At 57.8% G+C, this 15,537-nt stretch carries 12 protein-coding genes; 6 read left to right on the forward strand and 6 right to left on the reverse strand.

Going from position 1 to position 15,537, the window contains the following annotated elements:
• Window positions 1-134: 134 nt before the first annotated feature.
• The 6 genes from HMPREF9334_RS04975 to HMPREF9334_RS05000 form a co-directional block, all read right to left on the reverse strand.
• Window positions 135-1,910, reverse strand: a complete 1,776-nt coding sequence (locus HMPREF9334_RS04975) for a GGDEF domain-containing protein (protein ID WP_006692409.1) — start codon at window positions 1,908-1,910, stop codon at window positions 135-137.
• A gap of 202 nt (window positions 1,911-2,112) precedes the next feature.
• The gene (locus HMPREF9334_RS04980; RefSeq protein WP_006692410.1) at window positions 2,113-3,621 is read right to left on the reverse strand and encodes a phosphohexomutase domain-containing protein; all 1,509 of its coding nucleotides are present in this window, start codon (window positions 3,619-3,621) and stop codon (window positions 2,113-2,115) included.
• A gap of 100 nt (window positions 3,622-3,721) precedes the next feature.
• Entirely contained in the window at window positions 3,722-4,387 is a 666-nt protein-coding gene (locus HMPREF9334_RS04985; protein ID WP_006692411.1) for a D-sedoheptulose-7-phosphate isomerase, read from the reverse strand.
• A 267-nt stretch (window positions 4,388-4,654) separates the two neighbouring features.
• Window positions 4,655-5,338 (reverse strand): hypothetical protein, encoded by a 684-nt coding sequence (locus HMPREF9334_RS04990; RefSeq protein WP_006692412.1) that lies wholly within the window; start codon window positions 5,336-5,338, stop codon window positions 4,655-4,657.
• A 55-nt stretch (window positions 5,339-5,393) separates the two neighbouring features.
• A complete protein-coding gene (locus tag HMPREF9334_RS04995; RefSeq protein WP_006692413.1) occupies window positions 5,394-5,669 on the reverse strand; it encodes a hypothetical protein in 276 nt (91 codons plus the stop codon).
• Window positions 5,670-5,738: 69 nt separating this feature from the next.
• On the reverse strand, window positions 5,739-5,927 hold the full coding sequence (locus HMPREF9334_RS05000; protein WP_006692414.1) for a hypothetical protein: 189 nt from the start codon (window positions 5,925-5,927) through the stop codon (window positions 5,739-5,741).
• A gap of 95 nt (window positions 5,928-6,022) precedes the next feature.
• Between HMPREF9334_RS05000 and HMPREF9334_RS05005 the strand changes: the two genes are divergently transcribed.
• The 6 genes from HMPREF9334_RS05005 to dnaB all read left to right on the forward strand — a co-directional run bounded on the left by HMPREF9334_RS05005 (window position 6,023) and on the right by dnaB (window position 15,302).
• The gene (locus tag HMPREF9334_RS05005; RefSeq protein ID WP_006692415.1) at window positions 6,023-7,822 is read left to right on the forward strand and encodes a MutS-related protein; all 1,800 of its coding nucleotides are present in this window, start codon (window positions 6,023-6,025) and stop codon (window positions 7,820-7,822) included.
• A 346-nt stretch (window positions 7,823-8,168) separates the two neighbouring features.
• The gene (locus HMPREF9334_RS05010; RefSeq protein WP_156792912.1) at window positions 8,169-9,134 is read left to right on the forward strand and encodes a YybS family protein; all 966 of its coding nucleotides are present in this window, start codon (window positions 8,169-8,171) and stop codon (window positions 9,132-9,134) included.
• 48 nt (window positions 9,135-9,182) lie between these two features.
• Window positions 9,183-11,195 carry a DHH family phosphoesterase gene (locus HMPREF9334_RS05015; protein WP_006692417.1) on the forward strand — a complete coding sequence of 671 codons (2,013 nt, stop codon included), beginning with the start codon at window positions 9,183-9,185 and terminating at the stop codon, window positions 11,193-11,195.
• The gene (rplI, locus tag HMPREF9334_RS05020; protein ID WP_006692418.1) at window positions 11,167-11,610 is read left to right on the forward strand and encodes a 50S ribosomal protein L9; all 444 of its coding nucleotides are present in this window, start codon (window positions 11,167-11,169) and stop codon (window positions 11,608-11,610) included. Before HMPREF9334_RS05015 ends, rplI begins: the two co-directional genes overlap by 29 nt.
• 331 nt (window positions 11,611-11,941) lie before the next feature.
• The gene (locus HMPREF9334_RS05025) at window positions 11,942-14,014 is read left to right on the forward strand and encodes a S16 family serine protease (protein ID WP_006692419.1); all 2,073 of its coding nucleotides are present in this window, start codon (window positions 11,942-11,944) and stop codon (window positions 14,012-14,014) included.
• A complete protein-coding gene (gene dnaB / locus HMPREF9334_RS05030) occupies window positions 13,980-15,302 on the forward strand; it encodes a replicative DNA helicase (protein ID WP_006692420.1) in 1,323 nt (440 codons plus the stop codon). Before HMPREF9334_RS05025 ends, dnaB begins: the two co-directional genes overlap by 35 nt.
• The last annotated feature ends 235 nt before the right edge of the window (window positions 15,303-15,537 follow it).

Below are 15,537 nucleotides of genomic sequence, written 5' to 3' on the forward strand. Positions count from 1 at the left end.
ACAATAGGAAAATGAAAAAGAATACGATTATTTGTAGATAAAAGGCGCGTATACAAGAACGTATTTGATGGAAGAAATGCAAAGAAGGGACGTTGCACAAAGTGAAAACTTCGTACAACGTCCCTTTGTGTGTATCAGTTCTCTGCAGTCGGCGGGTCTGGTGGTGTAGTGGGCACGGTGGGAGTGTCGGTGTCGGCGGGCACTTCGTCCTCGCCGGAGACGCTGTTGCGCCCCTTTTCCTTCGAGATATAGAGCGCGCGGTCGGCACGTTCCATCAGCGATGTCATGTGGTCGTCTGTGCCGTGCCACGTCGAGACGCCAAAGCTCATGGTGACACCGCCGAGGGTCTGCTCCAGTGTCTTGCGGAGATCCTCACAGAGTGTGACCATCTGGCGCAGATCATGATGCAGACCGAGCAGGACGAACTCGTCGCCGCCGTAGCGGATGAAGATGTGGCGGCGGTCGATCTTTGCGTGCACGGTGTCAGCGATCTGCTTGAGGATGTGGTCGCCGCCGAGATGGCCGCGTGTGTCATTGACTTGCTTGAAGTGATCCACGTCAAAGATGGCGAAGGAGAAGGTGAAGCCGCGCGTATTTGCGAGCATCGAGAACTTTGCAATGCCGTCGGCAAGTTGGTGACGGTTGAACGCACCCGTAAGAAAGTCGCGTACGGCCTCGTTCTGTGATTCCTGCAGCTCGCGTGCAAGGGTCTCGTTTTTCCGAGCGAGGTGTGCGTCCCGCAGCATTTGCTCGCGAATGAGGAAGAAGACGAACGGGATCGCGGCATAGATGGAGAAGACGGTGGTTGAGAGTGCGGCGGTGAGGAGGTGGTACTCCCAGTGGAGGGCATCCACGCCGACAAAGAAGGTCAGTGCCGTCACGGCAACTGTGCCGTAGCGGCAGGAGGGATACGACTGCCAGTCCGAGCGTACGAGTGTATAGATGAGGACGAGCCAGCTGATGAAGAGAATCGGGTAGAAGAGATAGAGCAGGTTCATATAGCCGTTGAATCCGCAGATCTCTGTGATGGTCGCAACAATGAAGAGTAGTACATAGACAACGACTACGGCGCGTGCTGCTTTTTTATATTTAGGAGCAACAATTTCCTGTGTGATCTTGCCGCAGGTGATGGGCATGACGTAGAGCATGATGAGGTGGATCTCCCACCAGAGCGCGGGGAATCCGAAGATGCGCGAGAAGAAGGAGGAGGTGCCCGTCGTCCACAGGATGAAGCTTATGAGGAAGGCGACGAGGTAGATCTGGATCTGCCGCCGCTTTTGGATGCCGCGCCAGACGAGATCCATGATGAGGAAGACGATGAGCGAGAGCGCGATGGAGAGGCTGGCGATGTAGATCGCGTCCGCAAGTCCGACCTTGTGGATGAGGGCGTTTTCGCTGCCGATGAAGATATAGTCGATGCTGCCGAGCCAGTTTGCATAGCCCGAGTGCAGCATGATGGTGATGCGCTTTCCTGCGAGGCCCTCATCGGTATGGATGAAGTGCATGGCGCGCCCACGTGAGTCCAGAAGCTCACCCCAGTTGCCGTGGATGTAGATGAGCTCGTCGTCGAGATAGACATAGGCATCCTGATTTGTCGTGGTAAAGAGGAGGTGGTCGACGAAGAGGGGCGTGTTCTCCGCGATCTGCCAGGAGAGGTAGACCGTATGTGCGCCGGGCGGGATGGGCGGCGGAGTAGGGTAGTCATACTCTTTCCAGTCAAAGTTCTCGGGTCGAAAGCCGATGATGTCCTTGTACTCAAGGGCTCCTTCGCGGACGGCGTACACCGGCCGCTGCTGAATGTATGTTGTATTGGACAGGGACTGCCACGCGAGTAGGGATACATACGCAAGCACTGCCATGCACACCAGCAATATGCCGTTTTCCTGCAGTACGCGCGAGATCTTTTTCATGGGTTGACTGCTCCTTGGTTGGTTGTCCCGAGGGGGTATAATTTCTTCAAACAATTGGCTTATGCAATATCCGTATTATAGCATAAAAGATACACACTGCCTATTGTCAAATATAAAGGGGGAATATAAATTTTCGATTCCTGTATTTTGCAAAGAAAAACTGCTGCACGAAGTTGTTTGCTTCGTGCAGCAGTTTCCGGTATCAGACGTGGAATCCCGACAGATCCAGCGCATCAAATCCAGCGAGGAGCTCCTTTACGGTGCGCTCGATCTCGTCCGCACCGCCCTCTGCGTCTGCCTCGATGTTGAGCGGCATGTTCGGATCATGCAGTGACATCCGCAGCAGCGCCCAGCCTCCATCAAAGACGATGCGTACGCCCTCGTAGGAGGGGCTGGCGATCATGAGCCCCTTCGCACGCGCACGTTCTTCGAACGCGGTGAGTACCTCCTGCCCATAGGTGCGGACGCTGTCCGTGTCGATGATCTTGATGCGGATCTCGCGTGCCTCGGCGGGATAGCGGAGCTTTGCGATGAGGTCGGCGAGCGTCCTGCTCTCTGCGCGTGCCTTTGCCGCCGCGATGATGAGTTTGACCGCGAGGTATGCGCCGTCGTCGAGGTAGTAGTTCTCGCTGAGTGCGCCGTGCCCCGAGGTCTCGATGGCGAGCGGTGAGATCTCGCCTGCCTCGTTGCGGCGGATGCACTCGTTGATGACGTTCTTGTAGCCGCGCATGTAGCGCAGGTGCTTCAGATGCAGCTCGCCCTCAAGGAAGTCATGCAGCCCGTCCGAGGTCACGGAGTCCGTGATGATGGTCGAGCCTGGGTAGTCGGGCGCGAGGATGGCTGCCATCATGGCGATCAGGGCGTTGCGGCTGACATCTGTGCCGTCGGCAAGGACGGCACTCATACGGTCTACATCGGTGTCGAAGATGAGCCCGAGGTCGGCATTGTTCTCAATGACGGCTTTCTGGATCGCCCGCATGGCGGCGGGGTCTTCGGGGTTCGGAACGTGGTTCGGGAAGTGTCCGTCGGGGTCGAGGAACTGACTGCCCGTGGTGTCCGCGCCGAGCGGGGTGAGGATGCGTCCCGCGAAGAAGCCTCCCGCGCCGTTGCCCGCATCGACAACGATGTGCATTCCGGCGAGCGGCTTTTCTGCGCCGCCGAGCGCTGTGCGTATTTTATTGGCGAGATGCTCGCTGTAGCGGCCGATGAGGTCGAATTTCAGGACGTGCTCAAGTGTGCCGTGCGCCTCCTCTGCCTCCGCCGCGTAAGCGAGAATCTTTTGAATGTCGGACTTGTCCGCGCCGCCTGCGGCGGTGAAGAATTTCAGCCCGTTGCGGTTGTAGGGGAGGTGGCTCGCCGTAATCATGATCGAGCCGTCCGCAGCCGTGTCCTCGAAGATGGTCGCCATGAACATGGCGGGGGTGGAGGCGAGGACGCAGTCGATGCCGTGTGCGCCCGTGTGCGTGAGCCCCGTGAGGACGCAGTCCTTGATGGCGAGTGCGGAGATGCGCGAGTCGTGTCCAACAGCGATCTGCAGCTCGGCGGGCTGCTTGCCGGTGTTTTCCGATAGGAGGCGAACGAAGCCCATCGCAATGCGGTTCGCCGCCTCGGGCGTGAGGGTGACGGGCTCGCCTGCGACTCCTGGGACGGCGACACCTCGGATGTCGCTGCCGTTCGCGAGCTTTTTGAAGTCCTCATAGGTCAGTGGCATGGGGATTCCTCCTTTACTGTATCAAGCCTCCCCCAGCGCAATGGGAGAGGGGAACCGCTTGCGGTGGAAGGGGCGCTATGGGCGGCTGCCGTTATCTCGCCTACGCGCCGAAAAATTCCTCCTCGACTGCAATGCAGAGGGCGTGGTAGATCGGGAGGTGGTACTCTTGAATCTGATACGTTTCGTCGGCAGGGGCTTTGATCGTGATGTCAGCGCAGCCGTCCGAGGCGCACTTGCCGCCCGATGCGCCCGTGAGGGCGATGGTTTTCATGCCGAGCGCCCGCGCCATGCGGAAGGCATAGAGCACGTTCTTCGAGTTGCCCGAGGTAGTGATGCCGAGGAGGATGTCCTCGGGCTTTCCAAGGCCCAATACCTGCTGGGCAAAGGTGAGGTCGGGGGCCTGATCGTTTGAGAACGCCGTGCTGATCGCGAGCTGCGATGGCAGAGAAATCGCGGGGAGCGCCCCCTGCAGGTTCTGCATGAGATAGTCAACGGTTTTGGGGTCGCTCGCGTCGCACGCTGCGTGCAGCTTTTCGAGCATATCCTCGCCGAGGTGGCGCGGCAGGAGGAAGCCCTTCATCAGTTCGCCGACGATGTGCTCCGCATCTGAGGCGGAGCCGCCGTTGCCGCAGACGATGAGCTTGCCGCCCGCACGGTAGCTCGTCACGAGTGCCTCAATCGCGGTGCGGACATCCGCTGCGCAGACCGCGAGCGCAGGATACCGCGCAATCAGCGTGTCTACGACGGCGTAGGTGGATTCTTTCATAGGTGTGATGCTCCTTTACAAACCAATCTTCTCTTATTATGGACGATGTGAATTTTTTTTCAAGGGAAAATATACACAGAAGATGTTATTTTTAGATGTATTTATTTTAATTTATATCTATTTATCGTTATTTTATAGAATTGATTTGTATTTATTGGTTGACGGCATATTACGTATATCTGACAATGTTTCTGGACAATTTAGGGAATCGCGGAAATACAAATCCCCCGCAGGAGTAAATCCTGCGGGGGATGCTTGTCTGTGTTGTTACCGATTGCGATAGTGGTCGGCAATCGTGTGCGGGCTTTCGCCTGCAATCGTGCCGCGTGCCATTGGGGCTGCGTAGGATGTGGGTGCACCCTGTGGGCGGATGTCCGTGATGGGCGGCTGCGGGGCTGCCTGCGGATGCTGCACATTCTGATAGACGTTCTCCTCCTTGCGACCGCGGAAGCGATTCCACGCCCAGCGGAGTACCATGAAGGCGACCACGGCGATCGCGACGTTCGCGAGGACACCGAGGATGTCGGCGAGCATTCCGCCGCCCATGCCGAACATGGAGGCAAGCAGCCCGCCGAGCATCATGCCGCCCGCGAGAAGTCCGATGTTCCGCAGGGTGTTGCCCCAGCCCGAGCTTCTCTGTGCCTGACTTGCGGCGTTTGACGTGCTCGATTTTGCACCTGCGGCGGGGGCGTTTTTGTCGAGCTGGTTTGCGCTCTTGGATGGGGCATAGCCCTCGCCGTTGCCCGAGACGGATTTGCTCTTGCTGCCGCTCTGCGTGCTCGGTGCCGCCTTTGGTGCGGACGGAGCCGCTTTCGGCGCGATGCGTGCGCCGCCCTTTGCCGCCTCCGCCTGCGCACCGAGGGTGCTCTGCACGGTCTGCGGGAGGATGAGGGGGGCGGTAAAGGTCAGCGAGCCGACCATTGCCGCAGCAATGAGGTTCTTTAGTTTCATTCGATGTTCTCCTTTGTATTCTTTCGATACGGAGGTTATCCTCCGGTATTCGCAGTTACTCCCGATAGGATTTCACATCCTCGGGGAAGGCGTAGATCTCGCCGACGGTGTCGAGCTCACCCGAGAGATAGCGGTCGATGTCGTCCACATCGATGTAGAGCTTGCAGTCGATGTCGAGATAGCCTTGCTCGCGCCCGTCCGAGAGGTCGCGGATCGCCATGAGCTTTTCGCGCAGCTTCATGAGGTCGGTGCGTGTCGCGTGCACGTCGAGGCGCAGCTGCGGCACGCCGTACTCCTTGAGAACTTCCTCCATGGTCATACGCTGTGACATAGTTATTTCCTTTCTATGCAATCAATTCTTGACTATTTGTCTTTTATCCTACCTGATGATGCTGAATTTTTACTGAATATTACGCTGCGTGTTTTCCTGTTCCCGCCGCTTTCGCAGGGCGAGGAGGGCGGCGGTGAGGGCACGCTTTTCGTGGAGATGTGTCTCGTAGTCGAGATCGCCGACCGCGCTTTGCATACGAGCTTCGAGGGCGCGCATCGCTGCCTCTGTGCGTCGAATCGCATTGCCCAGATCTGACATCGCAGTTCCTCCCATCGTCTCTATAGTGTAGCAGTTTTGAGAAAAATTGTCTACATTCATAAATCAAGCTGTGCTATAATGAAAATTATTGCAAAATGATAAGGAGTTTCGCTTTGAAGAAACAGTTCTATGAAAATGTGCGGGAGAATACGATTGCACTGGAACGGTCGCAGAACAAGCAGCGGACGCGGTACATCCTTGCGCGTACGGTGGTCTTTCCTGTGATGCTGGTGGTGCTGATCCACGGCTATGATATGGGCTCGGCGGCAGAGCTGATGCTCGGCGGATTCCTGCTGCTGCTCTTTATGGTGCTTGTCGCGCGCCATCGGAAATTGGAGCGGCTGCGCCTCCTGACGAAGGCGTATCTTGCGGTGACGGCAGGCTATCTCATGCGCTTCTCGGGGGAGTGGAAGTCCCTGCCCGAGGACGGTGCTGTCTATGGCAAGGAAAAGCGTCCGCCCGACCGCGATCTGCACATCTTCGGCACGGCGTCGCTCTATCAGTATCTCTGCGCGGCTCGTACACAGGCGGGACGGGAACGGCTCGCCGCTGCGCTCACGGCAACGCCGCGTGATCTCGAACGGACGCGCAGGCGGCAGGCAGCAGTGGCGGAGCTGCTGGCACATCCGCTTCTGTGCATCGAGCTGGAGGCGCGCGGTGCGCGTCTGCCGGATGGACACGATACGCGCGCGCTGGCAAAGGAATTGGCTCAGCCGCTTAGAGGATCACTAAAGACAATATCTTGTATTGGCATTGTATTTGCGAATGCGTTTGTTTTATCGTTTCTGTGGGCCGCTTTCGCGGGAGGATCATGGGCACCGCCGCTCGTCCTCTTTATGTTCAACCTGACGGTAGCGATGGCATTTTACACACGCACGCAGCGCGAGCTTGCGCCGCTCGGGCATCTCGCGCGGGAACTGCGGCTGTATGGGAGGATTTTCTATGCGCTTGAACGGGCACCGCTGCGCGGGGAGGCATTTGCGGCGGTGCTCGCACCGCTCTTCGCGCCTGTCCGTGCGCGGCAGGCGCAGAGCCGTCTCACAACGCTCGCACAGTGCGCGGCGATGCGGCGCAATTTTGTCTTTTTCATGCTTGCCAACGGTGTTCTCCTCTGGGATCTGCACTGCATGGCGTATTTCTCCCATTGGCGGATGCAGGCGGGAGCTGCTGCCGCAGGATGGTTGAAGGTCTGGGCGGAGGTGGAGGTACTGCTCTCGCTTGCGCGCATTGGTCATACGCGTGAGGTGCACTGCTTCCCGCAGTTCATCGAGGGGGATGCACCGCGTCTCGATGTGGAGGGGGCAATGCCGCTCGTGATCGCCGAGGAGACGGCGACACCGAACGATGCACACCGCGCGGCGGGGACGCTTGTCATCACGGGATCGAATATGTCGGGCAAGACGACGTATATGCGGACGCTGGGATCTAACGCTGTTTTGGCATACTCGGGCGCGCCTGTGTGTGCAAAAGCGTTTGCTCTGACACCGATGGCGGTCTATACGTCGATCCAGATCAGCGATGATCTCGCGGGCGGGATCTCGACGTTCTATGCAGAGCTCCTGCGTATCAAGAAAATGATGACTTACAGCAAGCGTGGAAAGCCGATGCTCATTCTGATTGACGAGATCTTCCGTGGGACGAATTCCGCCGACCGCATTGTCGGCGCGCGTGAGGCGATCCGACGGCTGACGCTGCCGCACGCGATCACGATTGTGACGACGCATGACTTTGAGCTGTGCGACCTCGCGTGCGCGGGTGTGCCCGTGGAGAACGCGCATTTTGAGGAGCATTACGAGGGGGACAAGATTCTCTTTGACTTTAAGATCCGCGCGGGTCGCTGCCGCACGACGAACGCGCAGTATTTGCTGCGGATGGCGGGCATCATGGGGGAGTGAGGTTAGATTTTAGGCATGAGTCGCTGAGAACGCCATGCGCACTCCACGCAAACGCTTAGTTACGCAAGCGGTCGGGCGCTTATCTGCATAAATACCTGCGGACTTCTTAAACGCGCTTCGCTTGAACGAAAGAAATCCGCAGGGGGGGCAGAACGTGCCCTTTTTTCCGCTTGCTCCACTAGGGTTTGCTTAGGAGCATCACATGGCTTCGTTTCTTGTTTTCCGTAATATACGGATAAAGAGTCGTTCGTTTCGACTCCGTGACAGCGTGCCTAAAATCTGTTATAATAGGAAAGTATTTTATATAAGGAAGGGAATGCGAATAAACCCGCAGAAAGGATATGGAATGAGTGAGCAAGGTGCTCGCCCTGCCGCGACGGCGGGGGTTATGACGGCTGCGGCGGTGGTCTACGCGCTCGCGGCAATCTATCTGCCCATGCTGACAATGATGATGGGGATGTTCTGGCCGGTCTTTATCGCACTTGTAACGGTGCGTGAGGGGCTGCGCTGGGGCGTGCTTGCGGCTGTTGCGTCGCTGCTGCTCACGATGCTGTTTGCAACGCCGGTGACGGGGGCGTTCTTCGTGCTCTCGTTCGCACCGACAGGACTTGCCCTTGGGGGGCTCTTTCGCCGCAGCGCGAATACGGTGCGTGCGCTCACGGGCGGCATTGTCGCCTCGCTCGTCGGCAAGGCTGCCGCTGCGGGGATGATGCTGTTGCTCTTCGGGCTGAATCCGTTTGCGATGGATCTCTCCATGGCGAATGAGGCGATGGACGAGACGCTTGCGATGTACCGCAGTCTTGGCATGAACGAGGCCCAGCTGGAGGAGACACGGGCCGCCTCGGCGCAGGTTCTTGAGATCTTTGTACTCATGCTGCCAGCGCTGTTCCTCGGCAGTTCTGTGATCGAGGCTGCGGCGTGCTTTGCCGTGCTGCACAAGGTGCTCGTGCGCCTCGGGATATCGGCGACACCGTTCCCTCCGTTTATTGAGTGGCGGCTGCCCGTCGTCTTCCCCTATCTCTTCGCGTTCTCGCTGATCGGGATCTACTGGGGGACGACGCGTGACATCGCGTGGCTCTACCAGGCGGCACTGAACGGTTATCTGATTGCGTTTATTGCAGGTCTGGTGCAGGGGCTTTCTCTGGTGCATTTCCTGATGAAGCATTTCAAGGTGTCTGCGTTTGTGCGTATTCTCATCTATGCGTTTATCGTGTTGAACGGCTTTGTGACACAGATTGTCTCATGGACGGGGCTGTTCGATATGGCATTTGACTACCGGAAAAAATTTCGGGAACGCAATCATTTACAGTAAAATAACGCTATTTGTATATACATTATCCATATAAAAGAAGGTGATTCTATGCCGCGGAATTTGTCCGCGTGGATCGACCTCACGGTCCATCTGATCGTTATGCTCGCGCTCGCGCTTGTGACGTTCTGTTACAATTCCTATGTAGGGACGGCCGCGCTCCTGCTCTGGGCGATCCTTGCCGCATTTGCGTGGGAGCGTTGTCGTGACAGGGAACGGCGATTTGAACGCTATTGTATGGGCGTTATCCGTAATGTTAACAATGTGATGAACTATGCGGTCGATTCCCTGCCGCAGGCGATTTTCCTCGTCAATCAAGATGGTCATCTGGAGTGGTGCAATCAACAGCTCGGTGTCTTTTTGGGGGGCGCGAAGCCCGAACAGGGGACGGCGATTGCCGATTTCTGGCCGACGTTCAGCTTTGAGACGGTCTGGGGCAGCGAGGGGGAGTACCATTTCGCACACGAGGGGCGTTCTTACCGCATCTATCATCGTATGGTACCGACTCCGCCGCAGATGGATCCGCTGCTCGCGCTCTATGTGGAGGATGAGACGGAGTTTGCCGATCTGCAGAAACGATTCCATGAGAGTCGGACGGCGCTTCTCTACATCCAGCTTGACAACTACGATGAAATTATGCAGGGGCAGTCGGAGGCGGAGAAGTCGATGCTGCTGCTCGCTGTGCGCGAGCGTCTGGACGCGTGGATGAACGGTCTCGGTGGCTTTATGCGCAGCATTTCGGATGGCGAGTTCGTCGCGCTGCTTGACCGCGCAGCACTCGATCATGCGATTGCGGAGAAGTTTGACATTCTCGACCAGGTGCGCAAGATTGTCAACTCGAAGGGGCTTCCCGTGACGCTCTCCATCGGGCTCTCGCTTGCGGCGGATCAGTCGCTCAAGGAGCTCGGTGAGGAGGCGGAGGCAAAGCTCGACCTCGCGCTCGGTCGCGGCGGCGATCAGGTGGCACTCGATATCAGCGGCAAGACGCAGTTCTTCGGCGGCAAGGCAAAGGCGGTCGAAAAGCATACGCGCGTCAAGGCACGCGTGGTGGCGCATGCCCTGCGCGACATCATGGAGTCGGCGGACGAGGTCTATGTCATGGGGCATCACAACGAGGACTATGACTGCTTCGGCGCGGCGATGGGCGTTGCGTGTATGGCGCGTGCGATTGGCAAGCCTGTGCACATTGTGCTCAGCGATACGAATGAGGGCATTGACCGCATTCTCGACATGGTAGGGAAAGACGAGGCGTATGACGGACTTTTCGTTCGCGCAGGCGATATCGCAGGCGTTGCCTCGCTTACCGCGCTGCTCGTCGTGGTAGATGCGCACATCCCGCACATTCTTGCCGACCCGACCCTGTTGGAGCGCATTCCAAAGATTGTCGTGATCGACCATCACCGCCGCAGCGAGAACTTTGTCAAGAACCCGCTGCTTGTCTACATTGAGACGGCATCCAGCTCGGCAAGTGAGCTGGTGACGGAGCTTCTGATGTACTTTGGCGACAATATCCGACCGACGCGGCTCGACGCGACAGCACTCTACTCGGGTGTCGTGGTGGATACGAAGAATTTTAACGTCGGCGCGGGTGTCCGCACGTTCGATGCGGCGGCGTATCTGCGCCGCGCGGGTGCCGATCCTGTGCTCGTTCGGGCACTGTTTCAGAGTGACTATGAGACCACGGTCGCACTTGCGCGTGCAAAGGCAAATGCGGAGTATTTCCCCGGTGGGCTGATTGTCGGGAGTATCCCCGAGCGTCTGGCGAACGGACAGATCATCGCTGCACAGGCGGCGGACGGAATGCTGCGCGTGGACGGGGTGCGGATGAGCATCTATGTGTTCCAGCTGCCGGGCGATGTCGTTGGCATCAGTGCACGCTCGACAGGGGAACTCAATGTTCAGGTGATTATGGAGGCGTTCGGCGGCGGCGGTCATGCGAATGTGGCGGGGGCGCAAGTCAAGGGCGTGCCGCTCAGCGTGGTGCGCGGCAATGTCGTTGAGCGCGCGCGGGAATATATAGAGGAGAGTGACAAACATGAAGGTAATACTGCAGGCGGACGTTAAGAATATCGGGAAAAAGGGCGAGATCGTGGAGGTTGCGGACGGGTACGGGCGCAATTTCCTTCTGCCGAAGAAGCTCGCACTGCCCGCAAACAGTGAGAATGTGAACGTCGCAAAGGCGCAGGCAGGCGCGAAGGCACGCAAGGATGCGATGGCGGTCGATGAGGCAAAGCTGATGGCGGCGCAGCTCGAAAAGGTCGAGGTGGAGATCCCCGTGCGCATCGGCGAGAACGGACGACTCTTTGGTGCAGTGACGGGCAAGGATGTCGCGGAGGCTCTGAAGAAGAAGAACATCGATGTGGATCGCCGCAAGATTACGATTCGCGGCGAGGTGGTCGGCGAGGGCCTGTACGAGGCCATCGTCAAGGTGCATCCGAACATCTCCACGACGATCAAGATTCATGTGAAGAAAGAGTAGGGACGGCATTTTTTACACAGGCTGTGGAGTATCCCCTTCGCAGAACCTCGTTACGCAATCGATCGGGTGCTTATCTGCCTAAATACCTGCGGATTCCAAACGCGCTTCGCTTGAACGGTTAAAATCCGCAGGGGGCAGAACGCACCCTTGTTTCCGCTTGCTCCACTAGGTTTGCTACAGGGGATCCCCACAGCCTATCATGTCAGAACGGTCAACTTTTTCTGTATTGATGCAGGGAGTTCAATGTGTTGGGCAGCACGGCACAACAATTTCATCCAACAGGCTGGTGAGGATTGCCTCATCAGCTTTTCTCTCAGAAGGAAACATTTCTATGTCATTTTTTAAGGACTTATTTGTCGGCGATGGAAAGACGGAAAAGCCTCCTGAGCTTTCCACCGAGGCGCGGGTCGATGCGGAGATCGCGACAATCTTTCGGATGCTTGCGGATACAATGGGCACGGAGCATCTTGTCATACAGGCGGGCAAGATGAACGCGATGACGCTCATGCGCTCGGAGAACCGCCGTGAGCGTGTGCTCGCTCTCATGCGCATTCTTGAGGAGGATCCGCTGCTTTCACCACCGCCGTCCGAGGCGGAGATCCCCGAGATCCTAAATCGCATGACGGAACAGCTTGCGGTGATTCTTGCGCGGCGCGACCTTGAGGATCGCATTGAGCGTAAGGTGACGGAGAAACTGGAGAAGGATCACGAGGAGTATGTGGACGATATCCGCCGTCAGGTGATCTCGGAGGAGAGCCCCGGCACGGAGTCGCCGCATGACAAAAAGAAACGTGAGGATCTGGAGGCCCTTGAGAACGTCCACCTTACGCAGTCGGTCATGGAGCTTTTGCGTCCGCAGAGCTTTGACGAGATCGTCGGACAGGAGCGTGCGGTGCGCTCGCTCATGGCAAAGCTGTCCTCGCCCTATCCGCAGCATCTCCTTCTCTATGGACCGCCGGGGGTGGGCAAGACGACGGCGGCGCGTCTTGTGCTTGAGGCGGCGAAGAAGCGTGCGGTATCGCCGTTCGCAGAGGGGGCACCATTTGTGGAGACAGACGGGACAACCCTGCGCTGGGACCCGCGCGACATGACGAACCCACTGCTCGGCTCCGTGCATGACCCCATCTATCAGGGAGCGCAAAAGAGCCTCGCGGACAGCGGTGTGCCCGAGCCAAAGCCGGGGCTGGTAACAGATGCACATGGCGGTATTCTATTCATCGACGAGATCGGCGAAATGGATGAGATGCTGCAAAATAAGCTGCTCAAGGTGCTTGAGGATAAGCGTGCGTATTTTGAGTCAGCGTACTACGATCCTGACGATAAGCGTGTCCCACCCTACATTCGGAAACTATTTGAGGAGGGCGCTCCTGCGGACTTTGTTCTCATCGGTGCGACAACGCGCGATGCAGAACATATCAATCCTGCGCTGCGTTCGCGCTGTGCAGAGATCTACTTCGAACCGCTGACCCCCGCGCACATTCTTACGATTGTGGAGAATGCGGCACGCCGGCTCAATGTACAGCTTGCGGAGGGGGCGGCGCGGCTCATCAGTGAGTACACAATTGAGGGACGTAAGGCAATCAACATTCTCGCGGATGCGTACAGCCTTGCGCTGAACCGCCTCGGGGATGCGGAGATCGAGCAGATTGTTTCACGTGAAACAATGAACGAGGGGGAAGATGCAGCGACGGGAAATGAGCAGGACGCTGTTTCACGTGAAACAGCGACAGTGCCCCTCCTTGTCACAAAGGATGATATTTACGAGGTCGCCCAGGTTAGCCGCCTCTATCAGTTCGGGCGCAGAAAAGCGTCGGATACGCCTGCCGTCGGCAGAGTATTCGGGCTCGGCGTGGCGGGCTTTCTCGGCTCAATCATTGAGATCGAGGCGGTCGCTTTCCCCGCGGCGGAGAAGGGGAAGGGAACGGTGCGCTTCAATGAGACGGCGGGCAGCATGGCAAAGGATTCTGTGTTCAATGCGGCATCGGTCATGCGCCAGCTCACGGGGCGCGACATCCATGACTATGATATCCACGTCAATGTGATCGGCGGTGGCAACATCGACGGCCCGAGCGCAGGCACTGCTATCCTTGCGGCGATTGTGAGTGCGGTGACGGGGGCAGCAATCCGTCAGGATGTTGCTGTGACGGGGGAGATCTCTCTGCAAGGGGAGATCAAACCCGTTGGTGGCGTATTCGAGAAGGCGTACGGTGCACGGCAGGCGGGGATCTCGACGCTCATCATCCCATGGGAAAATAAGAAGGACATCCCCGAGGAACATCTGGGACTGACCATTCATCGTCTGAAGAAGGCAGAGGAAGCATTTGCGATTCTCTTTGCGGATGACAAGTGGAAGGAGAAAGGAGAGTCTCATGACGGAAGGACGCATTCCACCGCAGAGCATTGAGGCGGAGCTGTCCGTACTTGGCGCAATGATGCTGAAACCGGCGGCGACCACACAGGCGATCGAGCTATTGCGCGCGGACGAGTTCTATCGGCAGGCACACCGCGCCGTGTTCGAGACGATGGAGGAGCTAGTAAAGAACGGCGAGCCGGTCGACATTGTGACGGTAACGGAGCTGCTGAAGAAGAAAAACCTCATTGAGCAGGTCGGTGGGATCTCGTTCCTTGCCAATCTGACGAACAGTGTGCCGAGCACGGCGAATCTCGCCCATTATGCAAAGATCGTCAAGGAGAAGGCAATCTTGCGCTCTCTGATCGATGCGAGCACGGAGATCGCGGGCGCGGCGTACGAGGCGAGTGAGGACATCGCCGAGCAGCTGGACGATGCAGAGCGCAAGATCCTCGCGATTGCGGGCGGACAGACGACGGGGGCGTTCATCCCTGCCAAGGATGTCGTCTTTGATGCCGTTGATCGCGTGAGTGAACTTGCCAAGGCAAAGGGTGGCATTACAGGTCTATCTACGGGGCTTGCAACGCTCGACTCCGTGACGCGTGGTCTGCAAAAGTCTGATCTCATCATCGTTGCCGCACGTCCCGCGATGGGCAAGACGGCGTTCGTCCTCAACCTTGCGACACACGTTGCACTGCAGGGCGGTACGGTCGCATTTTTCTCCCTTGAGATGCCGCGCGAGCAGCTGATGCACCGTATCTTCTGCGCCGAGGGACAGATCGATGCGACGCGCCTTGCACGCGGAGAGCTTGATGATGAGGAATGGGCTCGTCTTGTAAAGGTTGCCGATCGCATCATGAAGACGAACCTCTACTTCGATGATACAAGCAGTACCACGGTACTCGATATTCGCACGCGTGCGCGGAGGCTGAAGGCGGAGCACGGACTTGATCTCATCGCCATTGATTACCTTCAGTTGATCCAAGCACCCGGACGCGCGGAGAACCGCACGCTCGCCGTTGCCGAGATGACGCGCTCGCTCAAGGTGCTCGCCCGCGAGCTCTCTGTGCCGATCGTCGTCCTTTCGCAGCTCTCGCGTGCAACCGAGGGGCGCTCGGACAAACGTCCCATGCTCTCCGATCTGCGTGAGTCCGGCTCCATCGAGCAGGACGCGGATATTGTCATGTTCCTCTACCGCGAGGACTATTACAATCAAGACACGGAGAATGCGAACATCACCGAGCTCAGCATCGCGAAGCACCGCAATGGTGCAACCGATACGGTGAGGATGTTCTTTCAGAAGGAGTATACGCGCTTCCGTGATCTGACAAGAGAAAGTTAAGGAAGCACGGATAAATTCAGCGCCATCATCTTGACGCATCTTTTTACCTGCCCCTTGTCATTATGTCCGCGGTATCGCTACAAGCGCCCCTTCCACCGCTCGTGCGGCCCCCTCCCCCGTGTCAAGCGGGCAACGTCATCCAATCACACTCCGCTTACGCTTGTGTTCTTGGGCGGTTTTCCCATACGACCTGTTACCCGCTCAGCTGCCCCCTTCGGGCTTGTTTCTCGGACAG

Origin of the sequence: Centipeda infelix ATCC 43532 (assembly GCF_000234095.1) — a bacterium.
In the GTDB taxonomy this organism is placed as follows: Bacteria; Bacillota; Negativicutes; order Selenomonadales; family Selenomonadaceae; genus Centipeda; species Centipeda infelix.

Excerpts from the sequence above, each read along its gene's own strand:
- HMPREF9334_RS04975 (WP_006692409.1), bottom strand. The coding sequence starts at position 1,910 with ATGAAAAAGATCTCGCGCGTACTGCAGGAAAACGGCATATTGCTGGTG.
- HMPREF9334_RS04980 (WP_006692410.1), bottom strand. The coding sequence starts at position 3,621 with ATGCCACTGACCTATGAGGACTTCAAAAAGCTCGCGAACGGCAGCGAC.
- HMPREF9334_RS04985 (WP_006692411.1), bottom strand. The coding sequence starts at position 4,387 with ATGAAAGAATCCACCTACGCCGTCGTAGACACGCTGATTGCGCGGTAT.
- HMPREF9334_RS04990 (WP_006692412.1), bottom strand. The coding sequence starts at position 5,338 with ATGAAACTAAAGAACCTCATTGCTGCGGCAATGGTCGGCTCGCTGACC.
- HMPREF9334_RS04995 (WP_006692413.1), bottom strand. The coding sequence starts at position 5,669 with ATGTCACAGCGTATGACCATGGAGGAAGTTCTCAAGGAGTACGGCGTG.
- HMPREF9334_RS05000 (WP_006692414.1), bottom strand. The coding sequence starts at position 5,927 with ATGTCAGATCTGGGCAATGCGATTCGACGCACAGAGGCAGCGATGCGC.
- HMPREF9334_RS05005 (WP_006692415.1), top strand. The coding sequence starts at position 6,023 with ATGATAAGGAGTTTCGCTTTGAAGAAACAGTTCTATGAAAATGTGCGG.
- HMPREF9334_RS05010 (WP_156792912.1), top strand. The coding sequence starts at position 8,169 with ATGAGTGAGCAAGGTGCTCGCCCTGCCGCGACGGCGGGGGTTATGACG.
- HMPREF9334_RS05015 (WP_006692417.1), top strand. The coding sequence starts at position 9,183 with ATGCCGCGGAATTTGTCCGCGTGGATCGACCTCACGGTCCATCTGATC.
- rplI (WP_006692418.1), top strand. The coding sequence starts at position 11,167 with ATGAAGGTAATACTGCAGGCGGACGTTAAGAATATCGGGAAAAAGGGC.
- HMPREF9334_RS05025 (WP_006692419.1), top strand. The coding sequence starts at position 11,942 with ATGTCATTTTTTAAGGACTTATTTGTCGGCGATGGAAAGACGGAAAAG.
- dnaB (WP_006692420.1), top strand. The coding sequence starts at position 13,980 with ATGACGGAAGGACGCATTCCACCGCAGAGCATTGAGGCGGAGCTGTCC.